General features: G+C 33.2%; 17 protein-coding genes and 1 tRNA gene. 9 read left to right on the top strand and 9 right to left on the bottom strand.

All coding sequences use genetic code 11. The features are described 5' to 3' along the window. The first annotated feature begins 1 nt into the window (after position 1). Entirely contained in the window at positions 2-976 is a 975-nt protein-coding gene (locus AAFN75_RS03125; RefSeq protein WP_411808187.1) for an FAD:protein FMN transferase, read from the top strand. Between the two features lie 7 nt (positions 977-983). Here the strand turns inward: AAFN75_RS03125 and AAFN75_RS03120 are convergent, their stop codons facing one another. From AAFN75_RS03120 to gpmI, 6 genes are read right to left on the bottom strand one after another with little or no spacing between them, the layout of a single operon-like run. Further along, positions 984-1,352: a DUF423 domain-containing protein gene (locus AAFN75_RS03120; RefSeq protein ID WP_411808186.1), complete on the bottom strand. Its 369-nt coding sequence runs from the start codon at positions 1,350-1,352 to the stop codon at positions 984-986. Positions 1,353-1,375: 23 nt separating this feature from the next. Then, positions 1,376-2,140 (bottom strand): class I SAM-dependent methyltransferase, encoded by a 765-nt coding sequence (locus AAFN75_RS03115; RefSeq protein WP_411808185.1) that lies wholly within the window; start codon positions 2,138-2,140, stop codon positions 1,376-1,378. 5 nt (positions 2,141-2,145) lie between these two features. Then, the gene (locus AAFN75_RS03110; RefSeq protein WP_411808184.1) at positions 2,146-2,925 is read right to left on the bottom strand and encodes a DUF3050 domain-containing protein; all 780 of its coding nucleotides are present in this window, start codon (positions 2,923-2,925) and stop codon (positions 2,146-2,148) included. Between the two features lie 5 nt (positions 2,926-2,930). Beyond that, positions 2,931-3,749, bottom strand: a complete 819-nt coding sequence (gene map, locus AAFN75_RS03105) for a type I methionyl aminopeptidase (protein ID WP_411808183.1) — start codon at positions 3,747-3,749, stop codon at positions 2,931-2,933. A 41-nt stretch (positions 3,750-3,790) separates the two neighbouring features. Then, on the bottom strand, positions 3,791-4,195 hold the full coding sequence (locus AAFN75_RS03100; protein ID WP_144116750.1) for a BT0820 family HAD-type phosphatase: 405 nt from the start codon (positions 4,193-4,195) through the stop codon (positions 3,791-3,793). Between the two features lie 28 nt (positions 4,196-4,223). Continuing rightward, on the bottom strand, positions 4,224-5,738 hold the full coding sequence (gpmI, locus tag AAFN75_RS03095; RefSeq protein WP_411808182.1) for a 2,3-bisphosphoglycerate-independent phosphoglycerate mutase: 1,515 nt from the start codon (positions 5,736-5,738) through the stop codon (positions 4,224-4,226). 252 nt (positions 5,739-5,990) lie between these two features. Here gpmI and AAFN75_RS03090 point away from each other — a divergent pair, with 252 nt between their 5' ends. Beyond that, on the top strand, positions 5,991-6,398 hold the full coding sequence (locus AAFN75_RS03090) for an ankyrin repeat domain-containing protein (protein WP_411808181.1): 408 nt from the start codon (positions 5,991-5,993) through the stop codon (positions 6,396-6,398). Between the two features lie 130 nt (positions 6,399-6,528). Here AAFN75_RS03090 and AAFN75_RS03085 read toward each other — a convergent pair whose 3' ends face one another. Next, positions 6,529-7,293, bottom strand: coding sequence for a M48 family metalloprotease (locus tag AAFN75_RS03085; protein WP_411808180.1), 765 nt, complete (start codon positions 7,291-7,293; stop codon positions 6,529-6,531). An 81-nt stretch (positions 7,294-7,374) separates the two neighbouring features. After that, the gene (locus tag AAFN75_RS03080; RefSeq protein WP_411809266.1) at positions 7,375-7,725 is read right to left on the bottom strand and encodes a GNAT family N-acetyltransferase; all 351 of its coding nucleotides are present in this window, start codon (positions 7,723-7,725) and stop codon (positions 7,375-7,377) included. Between the two features lie 174 nt (positions 7,726-7,899). On the opposite strand from AAFN75_RS03080, the gene AAFN75_RS03075 reads away from it, so the two are divergent. Further along, positions 7,900-8,325, top strand: coding sequence for a GNAT family N-acetyltransferase (locus AAFN75_RS03075; RefSeq protein ID WP_411808179.1), 426 nt, complete (start codon positions 7,900-7,902; stop codon positions 8,323-8,325). Between the two features lie 54 nt (positions 8,326-8,379). Then, positions 8,380-8,452: transfer RNA gene (locus tag AAFN75_RS03070), tRNA-Gly, on the top strand. 174 nt (positions 8,453-8,626) lie between these two features. Here the strand turns inward: AAFN75_RS03070 and pepE are convergent. Next, complete coding sequence (gene pepE / locus AAFN75_RS03065; RefSeq protein ID WP_411808178.1) at positions 8,627-9,334, bottom strand: dipeptidase PepE; 708 nt, start codon at positions 9,332-9,334, stop codon at positions 8,627-8,629. A 110-nt stretch (positions 9,335-9,444) separates the two neighbouring features. Here pepE and AAFN75_RS03060 point away from each other — a divergent pair, with 110 nt between their 5' ends. The 5 genes from AAFN75_RS03060 (at position 9,445) to AAFN75_RS03040 (ending at position 14,881) form a co-directional block, all read left to right on the top strand. Next, on the top strand, positions 9,445-10,245 hold the full coding sequence (locus tag AAFN75_RS03060) for a carboxypeptidase-like regulatory domain-containing protein (RefSeq protein WP_411808177.1): 801 nt from the start codon (positions 9,445-9,447) through the stop codon (positions 10,243-10,245). 91 nt (positions 10,246-10,336) lie between these two features. Then, complete coding sequence (locus AAFN75_RS03055; RefSeq protein ID WP_411808176.1) at positions 10,337-11,149, top strand: carboxypeptidase-like regulatory domain-containing protein; 813 nt, start codon at positions 10,337-10,339, stop codon at positions 11,147-11,149. Continuing rightward, positions 11,136-11,942: a carboxypeptidase-like regulatory domain-containing protein gene (locus tag AAFN75_RS03050; protein ID WP_411808175.1), complete on the top strand. Its 807-nt coding sequence runs from the start codon at positions 11,136-11,138 to the stop codon at positions 11,940-11,942. The genes AAFN75_RS03055 and AAFN75_RS03050 overlap by 14 nt, the downstream gene beginning before the upstream one ends. 61 nt (positions 11,943-12,003) lie before the next feature. Next, complete coding sequence (locus AAFN75_RS03045; protein ID WP_411808174.1) at positions 12,004-12,507, top strand: DUF6702 family protein; 504 nt, start codon at positions 12,004-12,006, stop codon at positions 12,505-12,507. A 109-nt stretch (positions 12,508-12,616) separates the two neighbouring features. Further along, positions 12,617-14,881 (top strand): M1 family metallopeptidase, encoded by a 2,265-nt coding sequence (locus AAFN75_RS03040; protein ID WP_411808173.1) that lies wholly within the window; start codon positions 12,617-12,619, stop codon positions 14,879-14,881.

The raw sequence follows: 14,881 nt of genomic DNA, 5'->3' as shown, positions 1-14,881 counted from the left end.
TATGAAAAAAATAGTAATTATAGTATTACTAATTCTTGTTTTATCTTGTAAAGATGAGACTAAAGATAATACCTTAACAGGTTCAGTGTTTGGAACGAGTTATTCCATAATTCATAATTCTAACAGAATTTATAAAACACAATTAGATAGCTTGTTTGCAGTTATTAATAAATCGTTATCTACCTATCAAACCAATTCAGATATATCAAAATTAAATAGAAATGAAGCTTTTGTAGTCGATCGTCATTTTATGAAGGTTTACGATGCATCAAAAGAGATCTTTGGTAAAACTGAAGGTGCTTTCGATCCTACAATTGGAAATGTGGTTAATGCTTGGAAATTTGGAGCAGAAAATATTATTGAAAAAGTAGATAGCCTAAAAATTGACAGTTTAATGCAATATGTGGGTTACGATAAAACTTATAGGTACGAAAACACAATACGAAAATCTAACCCTAATGTGTATCTAGAGTTTAATGCTATTGCTAAGGGGTACGCAGTTGATGTGGTTAGTGAATTTCTTGAGTCTAAAAATATTGAAAACTATTTAGTTGAAATTGGTGGAGAAATAAGAGCTAAAGGCATCAATACAAAAAAACAAAGTGCTTGGAAAGTTGGGGTCGAGGAGCCAAATTTTGAAGGCGAACAAGTTATTTTAAGAGCCGTTACTTTAAAAGATGAAGCCATGGCAACATCTGGCACTTATAGAAAATTTAAAATAGACGTAGCTGGTAATAGATATGCTCATATTATCGATACCGAAACGGGTTATCCTAGTAAAACGAACTTGCTTAGTATATCGGTAATAGCAAAATCTTGCATGATCGCCGATGCTTATGCTACGGCTTTTAAAGCTATGGGTATCGATAGAATTAAAACATTTTTGGAAAAGCACCCAGAACTAAAAGTGTTTTTAATTTTTGAAAACAATGAGAATAAACTAGAAACTTTATCGCTTAACGGGTTTCCAGAGTAACTTGTTGTTAAAGTACATTAAGTAATAGTAGCAACCATCCGGTTACTAATAACAAGCCTCCAATAGGTGTTATTGGTCCTAAAAAGCGCATTTTTTTACCTTTTGCCTCCGATAGTATTAAACCATAAATACTAAAAGAAAAAAGGATGATTCCTAGTGTGAAGCACACATGTATTGCGCTGGTGGTATATTCAGGATTTAATCCTAAAGCAAGTAAAACTATAGCATGATACATTTGGTATTTTACGCCAACCTCAAAACTTTGTAGTTGCTCGCTAGACAAAATTTTCTTTAAAGCATGAGCACCAAATGCTCCAAAAATAACAGAGAGCATTCCAAAAATAGCTCCTGTAGCAAGTATGATGTGTTGTGTCATTTTATTTAGTTTTAAAAGCTATGTTATTTGTAAACTACAGGAATAATTTCGCCTTTAGCTAGGCAATATGTTGTTATCGCTTCCGCGGAAAGCGAAGCGGTATAATCCACCTCTTCAACTTTAAAACCAATACTTCGAAGTTTATCAAAATAGTCCCGTCCGTAAACACGAACATGGTCGTATTGCCCAAATATTTTTGCCCGTTCTTTTTTGTCGCTTATAGAATCATCCTCAAACGTAGATGCCCGATTTAAATCTTGTGGAATCTGAAAAATGCCATAACCACCGGGTTTCATAACTCTATAAAGTTCCTGCATAGCTTTGGTATCATCCGGTATATGTTCTAAAACATGATTACATAAAATAATATCATAACTATTATCTTTAAAAGGAAGATTACATATATCTGCTTTTACATCTGCAATAGGAGATAGTAAATCTGTCGTAGTATAATCTAAGTTTTCTAATTTTCGAAAACGCTTTAAAAAGCATTGTTCTGGTGCAAAATGAAGCACGCTTTTTTGAGCCGTAAAAAATTCAGTTTTATTTTTTAAATATAGCCACAGCAATCTATGTCGCTCTAAAGATAGGGTGGAAGGAGAAAGTACATTGTCTCGTTGCGTACCATAACCATAAGATAAAAAGGTTTTAAAGCTTTTACCGTCAATAGGGTCTGTAAATGTATTACCTTTTAAAAAGAAGGCTAAAATAGGACGCGCTATATAACTCAACCTAATTAATATTGGTCTTGGAATAATATTTAATATTAATTTGAAAATTTTTTTCAAGGACGTTATACTTCTACCGCAATGGTGTTAGGAATTAAATTATATATGCCATCCCATAGTGCAATACGTTGTTTTAAAGCATCTTTAGCAACTTCTAAAACCTCTTCCCATTTTGTTGAATCGTTGCCACATAACTCTTCAATCATTTTTAATGATAAAGGGCCATGTTCATCCCCATCTAACTCAATATGACGCTTTAAATAATAAGTTAATTTACTATACGAGTTTTTGTTTGTTTGAGATTGATTTATAATTTGAAAAAACATATTTGGAATTAAATCCTCTCGTCCAAATGTAAAAGCAGAAGCTATTTTATGTGCCTCGTTACTGGCAATTATAGAAAAGGTAAACGAAATAAATTCTAAAGTTGCTACTTTTAAACCTGCCTTATGTCCAGCGTTTTCAATGGAGTGTTTGTCTCGAATGTAAGAAACAAAATCTTTAATTTGAGATGTGTTTGCATCAATTTGACGCATCGCATCTAAATACATTTCGTAATGACTTTTAGGTTGTCCTAATTCATTAAAATCACTCTCTTCTCCTAACACTATTTCATTAATAAAACGTGCGGTGGAAGGATTTGCTGGAGGAACCCACGGTAACGTAGTAGTGGTTAAATTGTTTTGAAGCGCCTTTAGTAAAGACATAAAATCCCAAACAGCAAATACGTGTTGCTGCATGAAAATTTTTATATCTTCAATTGAAGATAAAGCGCTATATAATTTATGATTGCTTAATTCTGCTCTTAATGGTACTAACTCTTTTTCTAAAAGTTCTACGGTCATCTATGTTATAAGATTAAGGCGTTTTGTCTAAATTCCTCTTCTTCATTACTTTCAATACCTAAAGCTTCATAGATATAAGCAAACGTTGAAAGTAGTTCTGGTTTGCCATCAACTAAGGCAACGTCATGCTCAAAATGAGCGGATGGTTTATTGTCTAAAGTCGTAATTGTCCAACCATCTCTATGTTGTTTAATGCGATGTGTTCCCATGTTAATCATAGGTTCAATGGCAACCACCATACCTTCTACAAACTTTTTACCTCTACCACGTTTACCATAGTTTGGCATTTCTGGATCTTCATGCATTTTAGCTCCTAAGCCATGACCAACGAGTTCTCTAACAACGCCATAACCATGATCTTCACAGTATTTTTGAATGGCATATCCAACATCACCAACACGATTATTAGCTTTAAATTCTCTAATACCTACATACAAAGATTCTTTGGTAACCTGTAAAAGTTTTTCGGTTTCAGCATCAATCTCACCTACAGCAAAGGTGTAAGCATGATCGCCATAAAAGCCGTTTTTTAGAGCGCCACAATCAATAGATATGATATCGCCTTCAACCAATGGTGTTCCGTTTGGAATACCATGTACCACTTGTTGATTAGGACTCATGCATAGCGTATTAGGGAAATCATATAATCCTAAAAAACCAGGAATCGCACCGTGGTCTCTAACGCATGTTTCTGCTAGTTTATCCAATTCTAGTGTGGTAACACCTGGCTTAATAGCTTTTGCTATTTCGCCTAAGGTTTTAGATACGATTAATGCACTTTCACGCATTAATTCAATTTCTTCTTTGGTTTTAACAATAATCATAAATAGTAATAAAATAGGGTTCAAAAATACTTAAAATGAGGCTACTTAAATAAGCCGAAAAATCCTTTCTTCTTTTCAGCAGCTGGAGGTGCAGAGTTTGTTAACGTTTGATATACTTGACCCCAACCAGGGAACCCCCCAATATTTCTATCGTCAATAAATAAATCGGCATTAATTTTTCTGCTCACATCATTAGTGTATTCCTCTTCGGCAAAACTTTTATTTACAGCATAAAAACGAATTCCGTTATCTTCACAAAACTTAACAGCTTCATCAAGTTTACTACCACATCTATAGGTCCATAAAATGAGACGATGCCCATCCTCTTGCAGTTTTTTTAAAGTCGCAAAAGCAAATAGCATAGGCTTGCCTATTCTTGGGTAAGCATCTTCAACTATTGTTCCGTCAAAGTCGACTGCGATAATAAGTTTTTCGTTAAAATTCATTTTTTAATAAATAAAATTCTGTGCTTCATTATACCAACGCATGCTGAGTCATAGCAGCAGGTTGTTCAACATTCATAAGTTTTAAAATGGTTGGAGCCATATCTCCTAAAACACCATCTTTAATCTCAGTAAGGTCGTTATCAATTAAAATAACAGGAACAGGGTTTGTTGTATGTGCTGTGTTAGGTGATCCATCAGGGTTAATCATAGTTTCACAATTTCCGTGATCTGCAATAAGTAGTGTAGTATACCCATTTTCTAAACCGGTAGTTACCACATCCTTAACGCAAGCATCTACAGCCTCACAAGCTTTTATTGCTGCTTCCATAACACCAGTATGTCCTACCATATCGCCGTTTGCAAAGTTTAAGCAAACAAAATCAACATCTCCTTTTTTTAGTTCTGGTACAAGCGCGTCCTTTAATTCGTAAGCACTCATCTCCGGTTTTAAATCGTAAGTCGCTACTTTTGGTGAGTTTTTAAGAATACGAGATTCGCCCTCAAAAGGTGTTTCTTGTCCACCCGAAAAGAAAAACGTAACATGTGGGTATTTTTCAGTTTCAGCAATTCTAATTTGTTTTTTACCAGCTTTAGAAAGTACCTCACCAAGTGTTTCTGTAATATTATCTTTATTAAAAATGACTTTAATGCCTTTAAATGCATCACTATAATTCGTGATTGTTACGTAGTATAAGTCAATTTTTTTCGTGTTGTATTCTGGAAAGTCTTTTTGATTTAACATTTCGGTTAATTCGCGACCTCTATCTGTTCTAAAGTTAAAAAAGATAACAACATCATCCTTTTCAACTGTTGCTACTGGCTCGTTGCTACTATCTGTAACGATAAGTGGTTTAATAAACTCGTCGGTAACATCGTTATCATAATTAGCTTGGATATTTTCTGTTGGGTTTGCTGTTTTAGTACCAACTCCATTTACAATAGCATCGTAAGCTAAATGCACACGTTCCCAACGGTTATCTCTATCCATGGCGTAATAACGACCAGTAATAGTTGCTATTTTAGTTTTAGTGCCTTCAATATAGTTTTCTAAATCTTGAACATAACCTTTACCCGATTTAGGATCTACATCTCTACCATCTGTAAAAGCATGTACAAAAGAATTAACGCCTGCTTTATTAGCTGCGTCAATAAAACCTTTTAAGTGTTTGGTATGTGCATGAACACCACCATCACTTAATAAACCTAAAAAGTGAACGTTCTTATTGTTATCTGATGCATATTTTAAAGCGTCAACTAACACTTTTTCATCCTTTAAGGTATCCTTTTCAATAGCTAAATTAATTTTTGCTAAATCTTGATATACAATTCTACCAGCACCTAAATTCATATGTCCCACTTCGCTATTACCCATTTGGCCTTCGGGTAATCCAACATGTAAACCATCTGTACGAAGGGTTGCATAAGGGTATTTAGTATATAAAGAATCTATAAATGGAGTGTTGGCATGATCGATAGCAGAAACTTTTGGGTCTGGAGAGTTTCCCCAACCGTCAAGAATCATTAAAATAACTTTTTTGTTCATCTTTTTTCTTAAAATTTTAAAACTAGACAAAGATAAGAAACTTACTATTAATTGAACCTAAAGTATTTCTGAAAAGCCTTATTTATTAAGGATTTTTCAAATAATTTATTAAGAAAACGATTTTGTTAAAAATGTGTAAAACAAACTTTAAAATTATTTTTAGATACTTTTTTCTGTAACATTTAATGTTTTACGTCGTCTCTTAAGTATATCAAAAAACATAAATCAATAATCAAATTAAAATCTTTCATCATGAAAAAATCAATCATTATTTCCGCAATCGCATTATGCTTTTCATTAGTAACAGTAAATGCAACACCAGTAGATACTAACGTAAGTTATGAGACTGTGCCTTATTTTAAAGTGAATTCATTTTGTGTTTCTATTGCTAAAGGCGATTTAGAAACGGTACAAAAATTAATTAGCAGAGGTGCAGATGTTAATGAAAAATCAAATGGTATGACACCTATTATGTATGCCGCTAAGTTTAACAGAATTGATATTTTAGAGCTTCTTATTAAACATGGTGCTAATTTAAAAGCCAAGTGCGATAAGAATAAAACAGCATTAAAATATGCAAAATTACATGGAGCTACAGATGCCGAAGTTATTTTAGTTAAAGCATTGGATGATGCTAAAAAAGCTAAAAAGAGAAAATAATTATAAAACATATAATTATTTGAGTTAGTCACTCACAAAAAAAAGCCTCGATTTTCGAGGCTTTTTTATTTATATTTTTAAGACAAGATTAGATGTGTTTCTAATTTCAATCATTTTTTTTTTTTAGTTATTAATTTTTATATTTCTCGATAGCTTCTTCTATTTTTTCAATTCTGTTATCGGGATCTGGATGCGTACTTTGCATTTCTGGGACACGATTTGGCCCTGCTGCAGCTTTTAAAATTTCCATTACACCTATCATTTCTCTAGGGTTGTATCCCGCTTTAAGCATAAATTTCACACCAAGTTCATCGCTTTCCAACTCATCGTCTCTTCCATTTGTTAATAAGGTGTTTTGACCAATACCACTTACTAATCCGCCCATGTCTGCGCCAACAGAACCTGCAGTGGCTAAACCTTGCCAATATTCACTTTCGGCAATACGTTCTGCACTATGTCGGCCTAAAACGTGACCAATTTCATGACCTAACACACCAGCAAGCTGATCTTCGTTTTCGAGTTTAGAAAAAAGAGCATGTGTTATAAATATTTGACCACCAGGTAAAGCAAAAGCATTAATGGTATTAGGGTCTGCTAATAAATGGAATTCGTATTTATATGGTGTTTGTCTAGCTATACTGTTGTTTACTAACTTGTTGCCAACGTTATCAACTAGCGCTTGGTACTGTGTGTTAGGGTGTAAACCTCCGTGTTGTTGTGCCATTTGTGGAGCGCTTTGTAAGCCGATAGCAATTTCCTCATCGGCAGCCATAGATATGGTTTGCATACGCCCAGTATATGGGTTTTCTTCTCTTTGGCTGCATCTTTTAAATACAAAAAATAAGGCTATTGCTACACCAATAAGTAATCGGAATTTAAGATTTTTACTTCTCATTTTGAATTATTTAGTAACTAAAATTACAAAATTTTATCGTATAAAGTTATGACTCCTAATTTTTAGTTTCGTCACTTTGCTTTAAAGGATTTTATACATAACGTAGTGTAAACCAATATCTTTAATATTAAATGCATTACCTATTGGCATATAATTGTTGTTTTGGTAAAAAGGTACGGCCACTTCTCTAGCATTGCACCAAATCATTTTTATGTTCTTTTTACCTAGAAATTTTTCGCCATGTCTTAAAATAACTTTTCCAAAACCTTGACCTTGGTAGGTTTTTAAAATAGCCATACCTCGTAATTGATATTGGTTTGTGGAAGGTACATTAGGGTTTGAATTTTTAAAGAACGAGCAAACGCCAATTAAATTATTGTTTGTAAAAAGCCCGAAGTGGAACGAGGTTTTTAAATCATCGCTTGGAAGAATACAGGATTCTATAGGTTTTCCTACTCTTAAAACGGGATGACGAACAGCATGTGTTTCTTGGGCGCTTATTTGCTTTATGGTTAGGTTAGGGTTGATAGTGTATTAAGATTTTGTGTTAGCTTATCAAATTTAAAACTATTTTTGAAAAGTATTACCTTAATTGAAATGTAGTTTATGGCTTTTGAATTTAAAATTTTAGAAAATGAGAACATTAATTTAATAATCCCTTTGGTTTATAAGTTGAATGATTATAAGGTGTCTGAAACTATTTTAGAACAACGTTTTAATGAAATGATTGTGCAAAACTATGAATGCGCAGTAATTTATGACGGCGATAAACTTGTTGGTGTTTGCGGATTATGGTATTGCACAAGGCATTACTCTGGCAGAAGTGTAGAGCCAGATCATGTTTTTATTGATGATGCGTATAGAGGGCAAGGTTTAGGGAAGCTATTTTTTGAATGGATTTATAATTACGTGTTGGGTAAAGGTTTTGAGACTATGGAATTAAATACTTATGTTTCTAATTATCAGTCTCATAAGTTTTATTTTAATGAAGGCTTTAAAATTTTAGGGTATCATTTTATAAAAAAGCTTTAAATTTTCTTGCAAAAGCGGAAACTGTTTATATATTTGCACTCGGAATTAAAAAAGGCGAGAGTAGCTCAGTTGGTAGAGCGTCAGCCTTCCAAGCTGAATGTCGCCAGTTCGAACCTGGTCTCTCGCTCAAAAAGCTTCATCATAACGATGAAGCTTTTTTTATGCATTGGTTTTGGCTGTTTTGCCCGCGTGAGGGATAGTAGTGGAAAGCCCACAGCCTGACGAAGGAAGTGCGAGGACTTGCAGCCTTTCGACTTTGCTCAAGACAGGCTACAAGCTCGACCCTTGGGGCACGCCCAAATTATTTTAATTGATTAAGCTCGGTTTCTGGAGTTACTTCGTAAGGTGTTTTATTGTATTCGAAAATTCGTGCTGTTAGGTCTCCTTTTAATATAATGGAATCGTTTTTTACTTCTAACCAGCTGCCTTCTCTTAGCCCAATTACGGGTTGAGTGTTGTAATGGTGGAATTCTTTTATGCGGGTTGCGCGCGTTTCGCCTTTGTGTTTACTGTTTGGGTCGGGGTCTAAATAATGTGGATTTATATTAAATGGCACCAAGCCTAGGGCGTTAAAATTTGGCGGATATACAATGGGCATATCGTTGGTGGTTTTTATGCTTAGGCCGCAAATATTACTGCCAGCACTAGTGCCTAAATAGGGCGTGCCGTTTTGTACTACCTGTTTAAGTTGGGTTATTAAATTGTTTTTGTGGAGCTGGTTTGCAAGTACAAAGGTGTTGCCGCCGCCAACAAAAATAGCTTGGGCATTGGTTACGGCCTCGATAGGATTTTTAAATTCATGTATGCCTATTACTTGTTTATTCTGTTTGGCAAATGCTTGTTTTGCAATATTTGTATAGGCGTCGTGCGATATGCCACCAGGTCGTGCATAGGGTACAAATAGTATGGTCTTTGCGTTTTTAAAAAGGATGTTTAGGGGTTGGGTAATATATTCTAAATATCCGCTGCCGTAAATGGTAGATGTGCTTGCTATAATTGTATTTCGCATGGAATAATTGGTGTTTTGTGTAAAACTAATCAATAATTGGTTTTGGTAAAGATTTCGTTTAATTTGTTTTAAAAATTGAATTAAAAGTGGTATTTTCAAAGTAAAAAAATATGAAAAAATTTATTCTCTTTTTAACTTTTTTAAGTGCCCTAAATGTAGTGGCACAAAATACGAATAGAATAGAAGTATCTGGAAAACTTATTGTTGAGGGTAGTGATGTATCTGGTATTACTATTTTTAATGCGTCGGCAAATGTGGGAACCATTACTGATAACAAAGGAGAGTTTGTTTTAAAAGTAACTTTAAATGATAATATTGAAGTTAGTGCATTGCAGTACCAAAATATTAGTTTTAGGGTTAATGAAGCTATAATGAAATCTAGAAAAATGAAACTCTTTTTAATTGAAGAGATTAATAAACTAGATGAGGTTATTGTTATTAAAGACGGGCTTTCGGGTAATTTAAATCAGGATTTGGAAGATACAACGCCTTTTAAGCCGCAACTAGATGCTTTATATTTTGGGGTTAAAAACAGTAAAGAATATAATTTTGAAAAAGATTATAAAACTGCAACCAAAAATATTGCAATTGATAGGCAACACTTACCCATGATTAATGGTTTAAATATTGTTAATGTTGTAGACCAATTGTTATTACCTTTATTTAGAAGCGGAGTTAAAGATAAGGAGAAGGCTGGTGTACCCGATGTACCAATTGAGGCTGTTAAATATTATTTTGGTTCGGAATTTTTAATTGATAATTTTAATATTCCAGAACATCGTGTTGAGGAGTTTATACAATACGTGCAAAGTGATAACTTTGATTTTTCGTTACTTAACTATGGTAAGGAAATGGATTTTCTTGAGCTACTAAACAAGAAGAGTATAGCATTTTTAGATTCTAAAAACTAAATTCATCTTTTAGTTTTTAACAAAACATTAAAAGCTATTTGTATTTTATTTAAGAATTGATATCCGTTCTTTATGCTCTAATTAATTCAATTTGAGTAGACCATTACTTTTTATATTTCTTAATTTACTAGCACTTCGTGGTTATAGTCAGACTATTAACAGGGTAGAGGTTAGTGGCGTCTTGCTATCAAAAAATAACGATATTGAGGCTGTAACGGTTTTTAATAAATCGTCTAATAAAGGCACGATTACAGATGTTGAAGGGCGTTTTAAGTTACTTGTAGCTTTGAATGATATAATAGAAATTTCGGCATTACAATTCCAAACGGTACAGGTTAGTATTGATGAAGATATAATAGCATCAAAAGCATTAAAAATACAGTTGGTAGAGGAAGTTAACCAGTTGGATGCCGTAACACTCTCTTCTGGTTTAACAGGAGATATGGGTACAGATATAGCTCAAGTTAAATCCGTAAAACCTATGATTCTCGATATGGGAAATATGGATGTCGATTTTGAGTATAATGGGGACAAGGCATTCGATAATACCGTAATTCAAGATCATTTAACATCTGTAATCGATCCTGGGGCAAGAAAATACCAACCAGATTTATTTAGAATTTTAAAATTTTTAACAAAATCTAAAAAGGATTTAAAGATTACCAAAGAGGTGTTTGTTGGCGATAACTACCAAAAGCCAAAGGATATATTTAGTGTGTATTCTTTAAATGACCTTAAAGAACTTTTTGAAATCCCTGAAGATAGGCTTAATGCCTATATTGCTTTTGTTGAAAATAATGGTATTGAACCAAATCTTTTTAAGGACGAAAATAGAATTCTACTTATAGAGTTTTTAGTAAAGCAAAAAGAACAATTTTTAAAAACTCAGCATGTTAAAAATTAAAACGCTCTTGTTAGCTATTGGAGTATTTGGGGTTCAAGATGCGTTTTCTCAAACAAAAGAGTTATTAGGCAGGATAGCAAGTAATGGTGATATAGAAAACATTCATGTTATTAATAATACGGCACAAGCTTTTACCATAACAGATATAGATGGTCACTTTAAAATTCCTGCAAAACTAAACGATACTTTAATATTCTCTTCCATTCAATACAAACTAAAAGAGGTTGTTGTAACGCAAACCATTATAGATAACGAGGCTATTTTTGTAACTTTAAATGAACATATTAACGAACTAGACGAGGTTATTGTTGGTAAAATATTAACTGGCGATTTGTTTTCTGATATTAGAAATATGGATGCCAATGCGCCTATTGATTTTTACGATGTTGGTATTCCTGGTTTTACAGGTACGCCAGCTACGCAAAGCGAACGTCGTTTAAGTGAAGCCTCTAGTTTTAGTCCAAAAGCAGGAGGTTCTTTAGGAGGAGCTGGAGGTTCGGTTTCTATTGCGCCTTTAATTAATGCTATTACAGGCAGAACCAAAATGCTGAAAAATAGAGTTAAAATTGAAGAAAAAGAATCTTTAATGCAAACTATAAAAGGTAGGTTGGCTAGCGATTTTTTTGCTTCAAACCCTTTGGACGAAAGCTTACAAGCCGATTTTTTCTACTTTTGTGCAGACGATCCTAATTTTGTTAAGCATTGTAAAAACCAAACAGACTTTAAGGCTTTAATTTTTTTAAGAATGAAGTACAAGCAATACCTAGCTAATTTAGAAGACAATAAAAATTAATTAACTTCGGAATGCTTTTTGAATTCCAATAAAGTAATTTAGTCGTCTATAAATTTTAATCATGAAGGTTTTTAAATATTTAATCATTCTTTTAGTGCTTCCACTTTTTGCATTTACTACAATGCATAAATATTATATAAGCGTTACGCAAGTTAGCTACGTAAAGGAAAAGGAATCTCTTCAAATAATTTCAAGAATTTTTATTGATGATTTTGAAAGCGTGTTGCGTTCAAATTATGATGAAAATATCATATTAGCAGGAAAAGATGAGCCTAAAGAAACTGATTCTTTAATGAATATCTATCTGCAATCTAAATTGAAACTAAAAATTAACAATAAACCTGTTTTATTCAATTTTATAGGTAAAGCCTATGATGGCGATATTGTAAGATGTTATCTTGAAGTGGAACACGTAAAGTATATTAAGGTGTTTTCAATTACCAATTCCATTTTATTAGATTATCAAGAGGATCAGCAAAATATCGTAAAAACTAAAATTAATTCTAAAAATAAAAGTTTTATTTTAACTTCAAATAATACTAATGCATTGTTAAATTTTAACTAAAACAATGTAAATTGATTGTATAATTTAGTATTTTCGACGACATTTTGTAACAATCTTCTAACGAAAATTGCAAAAGACACATTTTTTTCTAATAAAACTAAAAACTAATATGAAAAAGCACGCTTATCTATTCTTATCTTTTGTATTCCTTTTTTCTGGAGTTTTTGCTCAAGAGCAAAGTAATGAAAAACCACAGGGACACACAGATCAAAACAAGTTTAGACAAATGAAAGACCTTTTAGCAACCCCAAACGAAACACGAAATGCTTCGGGGGCTCCAGGTCATGCTTACACGCAACAGCAGGTAGATTATGTAATGAACATCCGTTTGGATGAAAATACAAACCAAATTTTTGGCGACGAGAAAATAACATATCATAATAACTCTAAAGACCATTTGGAGTATTTATGGATACAGTTAGACCAAAATATGCGAGCTAAAGATTCTAAAACACCAGATGCTAATCCTGAAAGTTTTAAAACGCCTTTTAACGGTCCAACTATGTTTACTAAAAACAACTTAAAAGAACGTTTTGATGGTGGTTTTAATATTGAATATGTGAAAAATGACGATGGGTCACCTTTATCACATTCTATAAATCGCACCATGATGCGCATTAATTTACCAAAACCTTTAGCGCCAGGTGCAGTATTTAAATTTAGTATTAAGTGGCATTATAATATTAACGATATTAATATTGATGGTGGTCGTTCTGGTTTAGAAACCTTCCCTGATGGAAATAATAACTACACTATTGCGCAGTTTTTTCCAAGACTTTGTGTTTATGATAATGTTGAAGGATGGCAGAATATGCAATTTTGGGGACGTAGTGAGTTTGCTTTAGAATTCGGAAATTATGATGTAAAAATTACAGCGCCTGCAGATCATATTTTAGAAGCAACAGGAGAATTACAAAACCCAAAAGAAGTTTTATCTAAAGAGCATCAAAAACGTTTAAAATTAGCAGAAAAATCATTTAAAGATCCTGTTTTTATTGTTACGGAAGAGGAGTCTGTTGCGGCAGGTAAATCAAGAAGCACAAAAGAAAAAACATGGCATTTTAAAGCAGAAAAAGTAAGAGACTATGCATTTGCATCTTCAAGAAAATATATTTGGGATGCTATGGCAGTTAATATTAATGGTAAAACTGTAATGGCTATTTCGCTTTATCCAAAAGAAGGAAACCCATTATGGGAGGAGCATTCTACACGTGTGGTTGCTAATACTTTAGAAGAGTATTCCAAACTAACTTTCGATTATCCTTATAGTAAAGCTATATCTGTACATTCAGAAAGACAAGGTATGGAATATCCAATGATTTGTTTTAACTACGGAAGACCAGATCCTGATGGAAGTTATTCTGAACGATTAAAAAGAGGTATGATAGGTGTTATTACTCATGAGGTAGGACACAACTTCTTTCCTATGATTGTAAATAGTGATGAGCGCCAATGGACTTGGATGGACGAAGGTTTAAATTCGTTTGTTGAAACGCTTGCAGAATTAGATTACGATCCTAATTTTATAACAGGAAACCTACCTAAAGATATTGTAGATTACATGGGAGGAGATCAAAGTCATATTTCTCCAATAATGTCTCATGGCGATTATGTATATCAATTTGGTCCAAATGCCTATACTAAACCGGCAGCAGGTTTATACATGTTAAGACAAACTATAATGGGGCCAGAATTGTTCGATTATGCTTTTAGAACCTATTCGCAACGTTGGATGTTTAAACACCCAACACCTGCAGATTTTTTCAGAACCATGGAAGATGCTTCGGCAATGGATTTAGATTGGTTTTGGAGAGGTTGGTTCTACACTACAGATTATACAGATATTGGAGTTAAAGAAGTTAAGCAGTTTTACTTAACCGATAAGCCAACAGAAACGGCTAAAGAAACAGCTAAAAAGTATAATATGAATCTAGACGATTTTAAAGATCGTTTAGTGTATTATGCAGAAGCTGAAAATGGAGATATACCTCAAGATGCAAAAGGCGTATCGGATTTTAAATTTTTAACAGACTATATTGCTAGCTTGCCAGAAGCTGAAAAAGCAAAGTTGAATTCAGCAGCACCTAAGTATTTTTACGAAGTTGTGTTTGAGAAACCAGGAGGGTTAGTAATGCCTATTATTTTAAATATTACTTATGAAGATGGAACAACCGAAAGAAAAACGTATCCTGCACAAATTTGGAGGTATAATGATAAGGAGGTTAGTAAAGTGTTTAAAACAAACAAGCGTATTACGGGCTTAGCTATTGATCCAGACCTAGAAACGGCGGATGTTGATACATCTAATAATTCTTGGCCTAGAAAAGCTGAGGATAATAAATTTGATGCTTTTAAGAATAAAGTAAATAATTAA

The organism is Algibacter sp. AS12 (assembly GCF_046736315.1).
GTDB classification, from domain to species: domain Bacteria; phylum Bacteroidota; class Bacteroidia; order Flavobacteriales; family Flavobacteriaceae; genus Algibacter_B; species Algibacter_B amylolyticus.
This window is presented reverse-complemented; position numbering and strand designations above follow the sequence as displayed.